Source organism: Nonomuraea sp. NPDC049486 (assembly GCF_040676925.1).
Taxonomy (GTDB): Bacteria; Actinomycetota; Actinomycetes; order Streptosporangiales; family Streptosporangiaceae; genus Nonomuraea; species Nonomuraea ferruginea.
The window spans coordinates 366811-379370 of record NZ_JBFAPV010000002.1 but is presented as its reverse complement, the minus strand read 5'-3'; the positions used below and the strand labels follow the sequence as shown (position 1 = coordinate 379370).

Below are 12560 nucleotides of genomic sequence, written 5' to 3'. Positions count from 1 at the left end.
GTCAGGAGCGGGCGGCGGAGATCCAGGAGGCGTGCAGGTCGGCGTACACGCCGGGCTCGCCCACCAGCTCCGCGTGCGGGCCCCGCTGGACGAGCCGGCCGCCGTCGAAGACGAGGACCTCGTCGGCGTTCTCGGCGGTGGACAGGCGGTGCGCGATGGTGACGGCGGTGCGGCCGCGGGTGACGCCTTCCAGGGCCCGGGCCAGCCGCACCTCGGTGGCCGGGTCGACGGCCGAGGTCGCCTCGTCGAGCAGCAGCAGGTCCGGGTCGGCCAGGTAGGCGCGGGCCAGCGCGACGAGCTGGCGCTCGCCCGCCGACAGCGACTCGCCGCGCTGGCCGACCGGGGTGTCGAGGCCGGCGGGCAGGCCTTCCAGCCAGTCGGCCAGGCCCAGCTCGGTGAGGGCGAGCGTGATCTCCTCACGGGTGGCCGACGGCTTGCCGTACAGGATGTTCTCCTGGAGCGTGCCGTCGAACAGGAAGCCGTCCTGCGGCACCATGACGATGCGCTCGCGCAGCGAGGAGAAGCGGACGCCGCGCAGGTCGTGCCCGTCGACGAGGACGCGGCCCGAGACCGGGTCCATGAGGCGGGTGAGCAGCTTGGCGAAGGTGGTCTTGCCCGAGCCGGTCTCGCCGACGACGGCGAGGCGTGAGCGGGGCGGGATGTCCACGGTGACCTCGCGCAGCACGGGCGGGCCGCCGGGGTAGGCGAAGGTGACGTCCTCGAAGGCGACGGAGATGGGGCCGCGCGGCGGCGCGGTGCCGTCGTCGCCGGGGTCGGCCACGTCGGCGGGCGTGTCGATGACGCCGAGCACCCGCCGCCAGCCCGCGATGGCGTTCTGCGCCTCGTTGAGCACTTCGGTGGCGGTCTGCATCGGCGCCACGAACAGCGTGATGAGGAACAGGAAGGCGACCAGCTGGCCGGCGGTGATGTCGCCCGACAGGCCGAGCCGCACGCCGAGCAGCACGATCCCGGCGATGGCCAGGGCCGCCACGATCTCCGTCAGCGGGAACACGAACCCGACGATGGTCTGCGCCTTGACCTGGGCGGCCTTGTTGGCGTCCACGGCCTGGTCGATGCGCTCGGCGGTGCGCCGCTCGGTGGCGTAGGCGCGGATCACGGCGGCGCCCACGACGGACTCGCTGACCGCGGCCAGCATGTCGCCGGTGCGCTCGCGTACCCGGGTGTAGGCGGCCGACAGCCAGCGCTGGAAGCGCGGCAACGCGATCATCAACGGCACGAAGCAGGCCCACACCAGCAGCGTGAGCTGCCAGGAGTAGACGAACATCAGCACGGAGGCGATGATCAGCTGCCCGAAGGCCATGATGATCATCAGCCCGCCCCACTGCATGAACGTGCTGATCTGGTCGATGTCGTTGGTGACGCGCGAGACCAGGGCGCCGCGCCGCTCGGTGTTCTGGGTGAGCACGGACAGGTCGTGCACGTGCCGGAAGCCGCGCACCCGCAGCGTGGCCAGCGACGACTCGGTCGCCTTGTAGAGGCGGACGTTCATCAGGTACGCGGCCGCCGCGGTCAGCAGCACCGCCATGGCGCACACCGCGACCATCCGGGTGATGTACGGCAGATCCGGATGGCCGGTGGCGATCCCGGTGTCGATGGTCTGCTGCACGGCCAGCGGAACGATGATCTTGCCGCTGGTGGCGATCACGGCCAGCACCAGCGTGACCCCCAGGCCCTTGCGGAACTCTGGGGTCAGCGACAGTCCTTGCCGGACCACGCCCCAGGCGGATCTCTCGGCACCGGCGCCGATGCGCCCGCTTTCGACGGTCATGCGCTGATCTCTTCCTCTTCGAGACCGGGCCGCCGGTCGGTGTCCGTGTCTGTGTCCGTGTCGAGCGTGGCCCGTTCCAGCTCCTCGCGCTCGTAGGCGGTCACCAGGTCGCGGTAGCCGGGGCAGCGGTCCAGCAGTTCCGCGTGGGTGCCGCGGTCGGCGACCCGGCCCCGGTCGAGGAAAACGACCTCGTCGGCGAGCGCGATCGTGGCCATCCGGTAGGCGACGACCACGACGGTCGACGCCTGCGACCGGTCTCGCAGCCCGTACAGGATCCTGGCTTCGACCTGCGGGTCGACGCTGGACGTGGCGTCGTCGAGTATGAGCAGGCGGGGCTCGCGGACGACCGCCCTGGCCAGCGCGAGGCGCTGGCGCTGGCCGCCGGACAGGGTGGTGCCGCGCTCGCCGACGTGGGTGCCGAGGCCGTCGCCGAGCCCGGCGACGAAGCCGTCGGCCTGCGCCAGGCGCAGCGCCCGCCACACCCGCTCGTCGTCGACGGGCAGGCCGAGCGCGATGTTGCCGCGTACGGTGTCGTCGAAGAGGAACGTCTGCTGCGGCACCAGCGCCACCGACTCGGCGATGCCACCATAGGGCAGGTCGCGCAGGTCCACGCCGTCGAGCCGGACCTGGCCCGAGGCGGGGTCCACGAGCCTGACCAGGAGCTGCACCAGCGTGGACTTGCCGGAGCCGGTGGGCCCGACCAGGGCGACGGTGCGCCCGGCGGGCACGTCGAAGCTGACCTCGTGCAGCACCTCGGTGTCGCCGTAGGCGTAGGAGACGTCCTTGACCTCCAGGGACGCGGGGCCGTCGGGCCGGGACGCGGTCTCGCCGTAGGTCATGGAGCCCTCGGCGTCCAGCACGGCCTGCACCCGGCCCCAGCCGACGACGCTGCGCGGCAGCTCGGCCAGCACCCAGCCGAGCGCCCTGATCGGGAACGACAGCAGCGTGAACAGGTAGGCGACCTGGACGAGCTGCCCGGAGTCGATCGAGCCGGTGGACAGCCGCAGCGCGCCGACGGCCAGGACGGCGAGCACGCCGAGCGTCGGCAGCGCCTCCAGCAAGGGGTCGAACAGGCCGCGCACCTTGCCGACGGCGATGTTGGCGTCGCGCAGCTCGTGGGCGCGACGGCGGAACCGGTCGGTCTCCAGCTCCTCCCTGCCGAGGGTCTTGACGACGAGCGCGCCGTCGAAGCTCTCGTGGGCGATCTCGCTCACCTCGGCCCGGAGCTGCTGGGCGCGGGTCACGAGAGGGCTGAGCCGGCGCTGGTAGACGAGGTTCAGCAGCGCGATGGCCGGGAAGATGAAGAAGCCGACCAGGGCGAGCATGAGGTCGGTGAACAGGATGCCGATCGCCGCGGTGAACAGCATGACGACCACGCCGACGGCCATCGGCAGCGGCGCCAGCGGCGCCCACGCGGCCTCGGCGTCGGAGCTGGCGTTCGACAGCAGCTGGCCGGTCGGGTGGCGGTGGTGCCAGGACAACGGCAGGCGCAGATACTGCTTGGTGACGTCGCGGCGGGAGCGGGCCTGCATGCGATACTGCATCAGCCCGGCCAGGATGCGCCGCCCGGCCACGCCCAGGGCCTTGAGCAGGGCGGTCCCCATGATGAGCAGCACGCCGGTCCAGAGCGCGCCGGTGGTGACCTCCCCCCGGTCGAACGCGGCGAGCACGACGTTCTGGGTCGCCCAGCCGAGCGCCCAGGCCGAGGCGACGGTCATCCCGCCGTAGACGGCGCTCGCCAGCACGGCGAAGGTGAACACCACCTTCTCGGTGCGAATGGCCACCCCAAGGACGCGAAGCCCTTGACGCATGACGGCCGAGGTGACCTTGTTCGCCACTCGGAAAATTCCTTTCACACCCGACGTTTCTACGTAAGTCACTATCACGTCTGATCGCCCCGTTATTCCCACAGGTAGGGTTGACGATGTGACTCACGCCCGTAGCGAACGCGCCGCACTCTGCGACCTGCTCGACCAGCTCGGCCCCGGAGAGCCGACCCTCTGCGAGGGCTGGGACACCTACGACCTGGCCGCGCACCTGGCGTTGCGCGAGCGCCGGCCCGACGCGATGCCGGGCATCGCGGTGCGCGCGCTGGCCGGCCACACGGCTTCGGTGCAGCGCGGGCTGAAGGCCAAGCACCCGTTCCCCGCGCTGGTCGCCCTGGTGCGCAGGCCCGGCGGCGTGTACGGGCTGCTGCCGTTCCTCGACACGGCGGTCAACACCATGGAGTTCTTCGTCCACCACGAGGACGTGCGGCGCGCCCAGCCGGGCTGGGAGCCGCGCGAGCTGCCCGCCGACTTCGAGGACCTGATCTGGAAGCGGCTGTCGGCCATGGCGAAGATGATGCTGCGCCGCGCCCCCGTCGGCGTGGTGCTCCACCGCCGGGGTGGCGGCGGGGCCAGGTCCGTGGTCCTGGGCGGCGCCCAGCAGGGTCCCAAGGTCGAGGTGAGCGGAACGGCGAGCGAACTGTTGCTTTTCTGCTTCGGCCGCCAGGCGCATTCCCGGGCCGAGCTGAGCGGCGACGCCGACGCGATCGAGCGGCTGAGGAGCGCCCGGCTGGGCGTCTGACCAGGGGCGGGGCATGGTGACGAGGGTCACGCCACACCCTCACCTGCGACGCCTGAAAACCCTTGCGCGGAAGGCGCTCCCGCGGCGCCGGCAGGCCGTACCATGGGCCAGAGACAAGCCCCCCGGTTAGGATCATGAACATCTTCACAGAAGATGCAAGGTGATCGCCCAGATCCGGGTATATACGGCTGGGAACGGACTGCAGGAGGCCCCCCATGCAGGTCAAGAAGGTGCTCACGTACGTGTTGGTGGCGTTCGTGGTCTTCTACCTGTTCACCCGGCCGGCCGAAGCCGCCGCCGCGGTCAACGGAGTATTTGACGGAATCATCAACGGAGCCAACCAGTTGGCTGTCTTCTTTACCAATGTCTTGACCTGATAGTCGGTCCTGTCTGCGGGAGATGCTTCCCCGCGCCGCCCAGACGTGTTACGCAGGCAGGATGACAGATCGTCCAGGCGCCAACACGCTCCACCAGCCCGACCCCGGGGTCAGGCGCATCCTCGAGCGAGCGGAGCTCGAAGGCGTGGAGCTGATCCGCTTTCTGTACGTCGACCACGGCGGCGTCGTCCGCGGCAAGGCCGCCTCCCGGTCGCGTCTCGCGGAGCGGCTCACGTCCGGCATCGGGCACACGGTGGCCATGATGGCGATGAACATGCTCGACCAGTTGCAGGACGTCGAGCACATGGGTCCGGTGGGCGAGGTGCGCATCGTTCCCGACCCCTCCACCTACGTCACCCTCCCCCACGCGCCCGGCGCGGCCGCGATGCTGTCAGACCTGCGCCTGCCCGACGGCTCCCCCTGGGAGGCCTGCTCGCGCTCCTTCCTCAAGGACGCGGTGGCCTCACTCGCGGCCGAGGGCTACCTGCTGCTGGCGGCCTTCGAGCCGGAGTTCACGCTCGGCCGCCGGCTCCCCGATCCGTCCGGCGGGCCCGACCGCCTGGTGCCGATCGACGACTCCCTCTGCTACGCGGGCACCGGCTTCGACACCGCGCACGACTACACGATCAAGCTGATCCGCGCCCTGGAGACCCAGGGGCTGCGGGTCGAGCACTGCCATCCCGAGCTCGGCCCCGGCCAGCAGGAGCTGTCCGTACGCCACGCGCCCGCCCTGCGCGCCGCCGACAACCACGTGCTCTACCGCGAGACCGTGCGCGGGGTCGCCATGCGCATGGCGATGTGGGCGTCACTCGCCCCCAAACCGCTGGCCGACCAGGCGGGCAACGGCGCCCATCTGCACCTGTCGCTGTGGCGCGACGGCACGAACGTGTTCGGCGAGGACGGCGACGTGCGCGCCTGGTTCATCGGCGGGCTGCTCGCCCACCTGCCCGCGCTGACCGCGCTCACCTGCGGCAGCGTCAACAGCTTCCGCCGCCTGGCGCCGCGCAGGTGGTCGAGCGCGTACGCCGTATACGGCCCCGACAACAGGGAGGCGGCGGTCCGCGTCTGCTCGCCGCTGGGCGAGCTCGGCGAGCCCAACCTGGAGCTGAAGCCGTCCGACTCCTCCGCCAACCCCTACCTGTCGCTCGGCGCGGTCATCCACGCGGGGATGGACGGCATCCGCCGCAAGCTCGACCCGGGCGAGCCGGTCACGGTCGACCCCGACACCCGCCCCGGCCTCTACCCGCGCCTGCCCACCTCCCTGGACGAGGCGCTCGACGCGCTGGAGGCGGACGAGACGCTGACGGAGGCGCTGGGCCCGCTGCGGCGCGACGCCTTCCTCGCGGTCAAGCGCTCGGAGGCGGCCGCGTTCGCCGGACGGGACGCCTCCTACGAGTGCTTCCAGCACATGCGGGTGTTCTAGCGGACCGGGTGGCCGGCCGCCCGGAGGGTGTCCTTCACCTCGGCGATCTTCAGCGTACCGAAGTGGAACACGCTGGCGGCCAGCACCGCGTCGGCGCCGGCCGCCACGGCGGGCGGGAAGTCCTCCAGGCGCCCGGCCCCGCCGCTGGCGATCACCGGCACCCGCACGACGGCCCGGACCGCGCGGATCATCTCCAGGTCGTAGCCGTCGAGGGTGCCGTCGCCGTCCATCGAGTTGAGCAGGATCTCGCCCACGCCCAGCTCCTCGCCCCTGGCCGCCCACTCCATCGCGTCGATGCCGGTGCCGCGGCGGCCGCCGTGGGTGGTGACCTCGAAGCCGCTCGGCGTGCCCGGCGCCCGCCGGGCGTCGACCGACAGCACCACGCACTGCGCGCCGAACCGGCGCGACGCCTCGGTGAGCAGCTCCGGCCTGGCGATCGCCGCGGTGTTGAGCGACACCTTGTCGGCGCCCGCGCGCAGCAGCCGGTCGACGTCGTCGGCGGACCGGACCCCGCCGCCCACGGTGAGCGGGATGAACACCTGCTCGGCCGTGCGGCGCACGACGTCCAGCATGGTGTCGCGCTCACCTGACGAGGCGGTGATGTCGAGGAAGGTCAGCTCGTCGGCGCCCTCCTCGTCATAGCGCCTGGCCAGCTCCACCGGGTCGCCCGCGTCGCGCAGGTTCTCGAAGTTGACGCCCTTGACCACCCGCCCGGCGTCGACGTCCAGGCAGGGGATCACTCTGACGGCTACGGTCATGCTCGTTGTGCCTCTATCTCGATCTCTACCAGCATCCTCGGGTCGACCAGGCCGGCCACCCGCACTCCGGTGCAGGCCGGACGGACCTTGCCGAACACCTCCGCGATGGCCTTGCCCACCTGGTCGAAGTGGCGCTGATCCACCACGTAGTAGCGCACCATGACGACGTCCTCACGGGACAGCCCGCCCTTCACCACGGCCTCCAGCGCGATCTCCATCGCGGTGAGCGCCTGATGGTAGGGGTCGCCGACGTGGCGGACCTCCCCCTCGACGGTGGCGGTGCAGCCTGACACGATGACCCGGTCTCCGGCGATGACCGCTCGCGCGTATCCGTACTTCTCCTCCCAGACGCCGCCCGAAAACACCCGCGTGCCGATGCTGTCCATACTCATGGTGCCCATCACGCCCCCTCCCGACAGGGATCTAACTGCGGACAGTGGCCAGTGCGCTCTCCAGCGTGAACGCCTGGGCGTACAGGGCCCTTCCCACGATGGCACCTTCCACGCCGTCGGGGACGAGAGAAGCCAGTGCGGACAGGTCGTCGAGCGAGGAGATGCCGCCGCTGGCCACGACGGGCCTGTCGGTGCGTGCGCAGACCTGCTTCAGCAGGTCGAGGTTGGGGCCCTTGAGCGTGCCGTCCTTGGTCACGTCGGTGACCACGTAGCGGGGGCAGCCGTCGGCCTCCAGCCGGTCGAACACCTCCCACAGGTCGCCGGCGTCCTCGGTCCAGCCGCGGGCGGCGAGCGTGGTGCCGCGCACGTCCAGGCCGACCGCGATCTTGTCGCCGTGCTCGGCGATGATCTTGCGGCACCACTCGGGGTTCTCCAGCGCGGCCGTGCCGATGTTGACCCGGCGGCAGCCGGTGGCCAGCGCCGCCGCCAGCGACTCGTCGTCGCGGATGCCGCCCGACAGCTCCACGTTCACGTCCAGCCGGCCGATCAGGTCGGTGATCAGCTCGCGGTTGGAGCCGCGGCCGAAGGCCGCGTCCAGGTCGACCAGATGGATCCACTCCGCGCCCGCCTCCTGCCAGGCCAGCGCGGCGGCCAGCGGCTCGCCGTAGCCGGTCTCGGTCCCGGCCTCACCCTGGACGAGGCGTACGGCCTCGCCGTACGCGACGTCCACGGCGGGGAGCAAAACGAGCGACATCAGGTCCTCCGGTCGAAAGCGAGTGTGACGAGTACGGGGAGCAGGAGCAGGGAGCAGACGAACACGCCGAAGGTCACCAGCGGCGAGCCCCACATCAGCCAGGCCAGCACCTGCACGAGGAGGAAGCCCAGCGCGACCGCGGCGTTCTGGGCGCGGTGGCGGCGGGCCAGCAGCCCGCCCTGCCGCGCGACCCGGACCGGGCGCGGCACCAGGCGGGCCAGTGCCGCCCTGCGACGGGCGCGGCGGGCCTGACGCTCCTCGTTGAGGCGGATGGCCCGCGCCCGCGCGGCCTCGCGCTCGGCGCGGCGGCGCGCCCGCTCCTTACTCAAGGGTGCCGAGCCAGTTGCTCAGCAGCGCGGCGCCGGCGTCGCCGGACTTCTCCGGGTGGAACTGGGTGGCCATCAGCGGGCCGTTCTCGACCGCGGCCACGAACGGCACGCCGTGCTCGGCCCAGGTGACCACCGGCTCGGCGAAGCCGTCGCCGGTGCGCAGCTCCCACTCGCGCACCCCGTAGGAGTGCACGAAGTAGAAGCGGGTGGCGGGGTCGATCCCGGCGAACAGCACGCTGCCCGCCGGCGCCTTGACGGTGTTCCAGCCCATGTGCGGCAGCACCGGCGCGTCGAGCCGCTCGACCGTGCCGGGCCACTCGTCGCAGCCGGCGGTCTGCACGCCGTGCTCGACGCCGCGGGCGAACAGGATCTGCATGCCGACGCAGATGCCCAGCACCGGCCGGCCGCCGGCCAGCCTCCTGCCGACGATCTGGTCGCCGCGCACGCCTTTGAGACCGGCCATGCAGGCGGCGAACGCGCCGACGCCCGGCACCACCAGGCCGTCGCACTCCAGCGCGGCGTCGAAGTCGGAGGTGACGGTCACATCGGCGCCGACCCTGGCCAGCGCCCGCTCGGCCGAGCGGAGGTTGCCGGACCCGTAGTCGAGCACCACGACGTTCTTGCTCACCACCACATCACCCCCGCGAACAGTGCCATCGCCGCGCCCAGCCCGCACACGGCGGCCCCGACCTTCATGCCCTGCTTGATCAGCGAGACCACGCCGCCGATGAGGAACAGGCCCAGGAACACCATGATGACGGCGATCGCGTTTTCGGTCATAGCACGCCCTTGGTGCTCGGCACCCCGGTCGACCGCGGGTCACGCTCCGACGCCGCGCGCAGCGCCCTGGCCAGCGCCTTGAACTGCGCCTCCACGATGTGGTGGGCGTTGCGGCCGTACGGGACGCGGACGTGCAGGCAGATGGCGGCCTGGGCGACGATCGACTCCAGGATGTGGCGCGTCATCGTGGTGTCGTAGTCGGGGCCGATCATCGGGGCCATGCCCTCGGGCTCGGAGTGGACCAGGTAGGGGCGGCCGGACAGGTCGACGGTGACCTCGGCGAGCGCCTCGTCGAGCGGGCACGACGCGCTACCGAACCGCCTGATGCCCGACTTGTCGCCCAGCGCCTCGCGGAGCGCGGCGCCCAGCGCGAGCGCGGTGTCCTCGATCGTGTGGTGGGAGTCGATGTGCAGGTCGCCCTCGGTCTTGACGGTCAGGTCGATCAGCCCGTGCTTGCCGATCTGCGCCAGCATGTGGTCGAAGAAGCCGACCCCGGTGGACACGTCCACGGCGCCCGTGCCGTCGAGGTTGACCTCGACCAGGACGGACGTCTCCTTCGTCGTGCGCTCGACGCGGCCTACGCGACTCACAGAACTCCCTCCATGGCGGCGCGGAACGCCGCCATCTCCTCACCGGTGCCGATCGACACCCTCAGCCATTCGGGCGGGCCCACCTCGCGGATGAGCACGCCCCTCGCCAGCAGCCCCTCCCACACCGCGCGCCGGTCGGGGAAGCGCCCGAACAGCACGAAGTTGGCGTCGGAGTCGGCGACCGCCAGCCCCTTGGACCGCAGCCAGTCAACCGTAGCGTCACGCTCCCGCCGCAGCGCGTCGACGGTGCCCAGCAGCTCCGCGCGGTGGCGCAGCGCCACCAGCGCCGCCGTCTGGGTGAGCGTCGACAGATGGTACGGCAGCCGCACCAGCAGCAGCGCCTCCACCACGGCGGGGTGGGCGGCCAGGTAGCCCAGCCGGGTGCCGGCCATGGCGAACGCCTTGGACATGGTGCGGGTGACGATCAGCCTGGGGTGGCGCGGCAGCAGGGTGAGCGCCGACGGCGTGCCCTCGCGGGCGAACTCGGCGTAGGCCTCGTCGACCACGACCATGCCGGGCGCCGCGTCCAGGATCGCCTCGATCGTCTCCAGCGGCTGGGCGGTGCCGGTCGGGTTGTTGGGCGAGGCCACGAACACGACGTCGGGCCGGTGCTCGCCGATCGCCGCCACGACCTTGCCCGGGTCGAGCGAGAAGTCCTCCTCGCGGGCGGCGTGGATCCACTCGGTGCTGGTGCCGGTCGTGATGATCGGGTGCATCGAGTAGGAAGGCTCGAACCCCAGCGCGCTGCGGCCGTGGCCGCCGAACGCCTGCAGGATCTGCTGGATGATCTCGTTGGAGCCGTTGGCCGCCCACACCTGCTCGGTGGTCAGGCCGTGGCCCAGGTAGTCGGCCAGCGCGGCGCGCAGCTCGACGGCGTCTCTGTCGGGGTAGCGGTTGAGCTCGCCCGAGACCCTGCCGACCGCCTCGGCCAGGTCGGCGACCAGCTCGGCGGACGGAGGATGCGGGTTCTCGTTGGTGTTGAGCCGCACGGGGACGTCGATCTGCGGCGCCCCGTAGGGGCTCTTGCCGCGCAGGTCGTCGCGGATGGGCAGGTCGTCCAGGTTCATGACGGCACCTGCCAGTCGAAGCGGGCGCGGATCGCGGCGCCGTGGGCGGGCAGGTCCTCGGCGTCGGCCAGCACCGACACGTGGGCGGCCGCCTCGGCCAGGGCCTCACGGGTGTAGTCGACGACGTGGATGCCGCGCAGGAACGTCTGCACCGACAGCCCGCCGGAGTGGCAGGCGCAGCCGCCGGTGGGCAGCACGTGGTTGGACCCCGCGAGGTAGTCGCCCAGCGAGACCGGGGCGTACGGGCCGACGAAGACCGCGCCGGCGTTGCGTACCCGGGCGGCCACGGCGGCGGCGTCTGCGGTCTGGATCTCCAGGTGCTCGGCCGCGTAGGCGTCGACCACCTTCAGACCGGCGTCGAGGTCGTCGACCAGCACGATCGCGGACTGGCGGCCGCGCAGCGCCTCGGCGATGCGCTCGCTGTGGCGGGTGGCGGCCACCTGGGCGGGCAGCTCCTTCTCCACGCCCTCGGCCAGCTCCTCGCTGTCGGTGACGAGGACCGCGGCGGCGATGACGTCGTGCTCGGCCTGGCTGATCAGGTCGGCGGCGACGTGCACCGGGTCGGCGGTGGCGTCGGCCAGGATCGCGATCTCGGTGGGGCCGGCCTCGCTGTCGATGCCGATGCGGCCCTTGAGCAGCCGCTTGGCCGCGGCCACCCAGATGTTGCCGGGGCCCGTGACCATGGTGGCGGGCGGGCACTCCTCGGTGCCGTAGGCGAACATGGCCACGGCCTGGGCGCCGCCGGCGGCGTAGACCTCGTCGACGCCGAGCAGCGCGCAGGCGGCCAGGATCGACGGGTGCGGCAGGCCGCCGAACTCCCGCTGGGCGGGACTGGTCACCGCCAGCGAGGGCACCCCGGCCTCCTGCGCCGGGACGACGTTCATCACCACCGACGACGGGTAGACGGCGCGCCCGCCGGGCACGTAGAGGCCCACGCGGTCGACCGGCACCCACCGCTCGGTGACGGTGCCGCCGGGCACCACCTGGGTGGTGACCTCGGTGCGGCGCTGGTCGCGGTGGACCAGCCTGGCGCGGCGGATGGACTCCTCCAGCGCGGCCCTGACCTTCGGGTCGAGCCCGGCGAGTGCCCCGGCGATCGCCTCGGCGGGCACCCGGGTGGTGGAGATCTCGACACCGTCGAACCTGGCGGTCAGCTCCCGTACGGCTGCCGCCCCGCGATGGCGCACGTCCTCGCAGATGGGCCGCACCTTCTCCAGGGCGGCCTCGACGTCGAGCTCGGCGCGGGGCAGCACGTCGCGCAGGTCCGCAGGAAGGGACCCGCGCATGTCGATACGGGAAATCACCCCCACAGTCTACGGAGTCCAACCCCTGAATCCGCTTCCGTCCAGCATGCGGACACTCCGGGCGAGCCCAAGAGGGACGGCCGGGTGAAACTCGGCGCTGACGCCTCCCCATGATCCGAGGGAACTGACACACCCGCCCTTTGACGAGCCTTTCCCTCCGGCCATCGGACTTTATGTCTACTTTGTCATTACTTGTGCTTTACCTACACCTTTGTACGATCCTGGCATGGCGATCTGGCGTGCCCCGGGCGGCATCGTGGTGGAGGCCATCGTGCTCGACGACCGGCCGCTCCTCCGCATCTCACACGACATCGGCGGCCGCCTCTACCTGCAGGGATACTGCGCCAGCGTGACCGAGCTCGCCCTGCACGGGGTCGACCTGGGCCAGCTCGTCGAGGACGGCCACGCCCCGGCTTGACCGAACTGTCA

15 protein-coding genes are annotated in these 12560 nt (G+C 71.8%); 4 read left to right on the top strand and 11 right to left on the bottom strand.

What is annotated here, in order from left to right; translation table 11 throughout:
- Window position 1: 1 nt before the first annotated feature.
- A complete protein-coding gene (locus AB0K05_RS06675; RefSeq protein WP_148032636.1) occupies window positions 2-1789 on the bottom strand; it encodes an ABC transporter ATP-binding protein in 1788 nt (595 codons plus the stop codon).
- Window positions 1786-3600, bottom strand: coding sequence for an ABC transporter ATP-binding protein (locus AB0K05_RS06670; RefSeq protein WP_364228031.1), 1815 nt, complete (start codon window positions 3598-3600; stop codon window positions 1786-1788). Before AB0K05_RS06670 ends, AB0K05_RS06675 begins: the two co-directional genes overlap by 4 nt.
- 115 nt (window positions 3601-3715) lie before the next feature.
- Between AB0K05_RS06670 and AB0K05_RS06665 the strand changes: the two genes are divergently transcribed.
- The 3 genes from AB0K05_RS06665 to AB0K05_RS06655 all read left to right on the top strand — a co-directional run bounded on the left by AB0K05_RS06665 (window position 3716) and on the right by AB0K05_RS06655 (window position 6157).
- On the top strand, window positions 3716-4357 hold the full coding sequence (locus AB0K05_RS06665) for a TIGR03085 family metal-binding protein (RefSeq protein WP_364227257.1): 642 nt from the start codon (window positions 3716-3718) through the stop codon (window positions 4355-4357).
- Between the two features lie 215 nt (window positions 4358-4572).
- Entirely contained in the window at window positions 4573-4734 is a 162-nt protein-coding gene (locus tag AB0K05_RS06660; RefSeq protein WP_187281247.1) for a hypothetical protein, read from the top strand.
- A 61-nt stretch (window positions 4735-4795) separates the two neighbouring features.
- On the top strand, window positions 4796-6157 hold the full coding sequence (locus AB0K05_RS06655) for a glutamine synthetase family protein (RefSeq protein WP_148032639.1): 1362 nt from the start codon (window positions 4796-4798) through the stop codon (window positions 6155-6157).
- On the opposite strand, the gene hisF is transcribed toward AB0K05_RS06655, so the two are convergent.
- Genes hisF through hisD form a run of 9 tightly spaced genes read right to left on the bottom strand, consistent with a single transcriptional unit; the run spans window position 6154 to window position 12131 of the window.
- Window positions 6154-6915, bottom strand: coding sequence for an imidazole glycerol phosphate synthase subunit HisF (hisF, locus tag AB0K05_RS06650; RefSeq protein ID WP_364227253.1), 762 nt, complete (start codon window positions 6913-6915; stop codon window positions 6154-6156). The genes AB0K05_RS06655 and hisF overlap by 4 nt on opposite strands.
- On the bottom strand, window positions 6912-7316 hold the full coding sequence (locus AB0K05_RS06645; RefSeq protein WP_364227250.1) for a Rid family hydrolase: 405 nt from the start codon (window positions 7314-7316) through the stop codon (window positions 6912-6914). The genes hisF and AB0K05_RS06645 overlap by 4 nt, the downstream gene beginning before the upstream one ends.
- Before the next feature lie 22 nt (window positions 7317-7338).
- Window positions 7339-8061: a bifunctional 1-(5-phosphoribosyl)-5-((5-phosphoribosylamino)methylideneamino)imidazole-4-carboxamide isomerase/phosphoribosylanthranilate isomerase PriA gene (gene priA, locus AB0K05_RS06640; protein ID WP_148032641.1), complete on the bottom strand. Its 723-nt coding sequence runs from the start codon at window positions 8059-8061 to the stop codon at window positions 7339-7341.
- Window positions 8061-8390, bottom strand: a complete 330-nt coding sequence (locus AB0K05_RS06635; RefSeq protein ID WP_148032642.1) for a hypothetical protein — start codon at window positions 8388-8390, stop codon at window positions 8061-8063. Before AB0K05_RS06635 ends, priA begins: the two co-directional genes overlap by 1 nt.
- Window positions 8383-9018: an imidazole glycerol phosphate synthase subunit HisH gene (hisH, locus tag AB0K05_RS06630; protein WP_187281248.1), complete on the bottom strand. Its 636-nt coding sequence runs from the start codon at window positions 9016-9018 to the stop codon at window positions 8383-8385. Before hisH ends, AB0K05_RS06635 begins: the two co-directional genes overlap by 8 nt.
- Window positions 9015-9170 (bottom strand): hypothetical protein, encoded by a 156-nt coding sequence (locus tag AB0K05_RS06625; RefSeq protein ID WP_187281249.1) that lies wholly within the window; start codon window positions 9168-9170, stop codon window positions 9015-9017. The genes hisH and AB0K05_RS06625 overlap by 4 nt, the downstream gene beginning before the upstream one ends.
- A complete protein-coding gene (gene hisB / locus AB0K05_RS06620) occupies window positions 9167-9760 on the bottom strand; it encodes an imidazoleglycerol-phosphate dehydratase HisB (protein WP_148032644.1) in 594 nt (197 codons plus the stop codon). The genes AB0K05_RS06625 and hisB overlap by 4 nt, the downstream gene beginning before the upstream one ends.
- Window positions 9757-10827, bottom strand: a complete 1071-nt coding sequence (locus AB0K05_RS06615) for a histidinol-phosphate transaminase (protein ID WP_364227244.1) — start codon at window positions 10825-10827, stop codon at window positions 9757-9759. Before AB0K05_RS06615 ends, hisB begins: the two co-directional genes overlap by 4 nt.
- Window positions 10824-12131, bottom strand: coding sequence for a histidinol dehydrogenase (gene hisD / locus AB0K05_RS06610; protein ID WP_364227241.1), 1308 nt, complete (start codon window positions 12129-12131; stop codon window positions 10824-10826). The genes AB0K05_RS06615 and hisD overlap by 4 nt, the downstream gene beginning before the upstream one ends.
- 226 nt (window positions 12132-12357) lie before the next feature.
- Here hisD and AB0K05_RS06605 point away from each other — a divergent pair, with 226 nt between their 5' ends.
- A complete protein-coding gene (locus AB0K05_RS06605; protein ID WP_148032647.1) occupies window positions 12358-12549 on the top strand; it encodes a hypothetical protein in 192 nt (63 codons plus the stop codon).
- Window positions 12550-12560 lie beyond the last annotated feature (11 nt).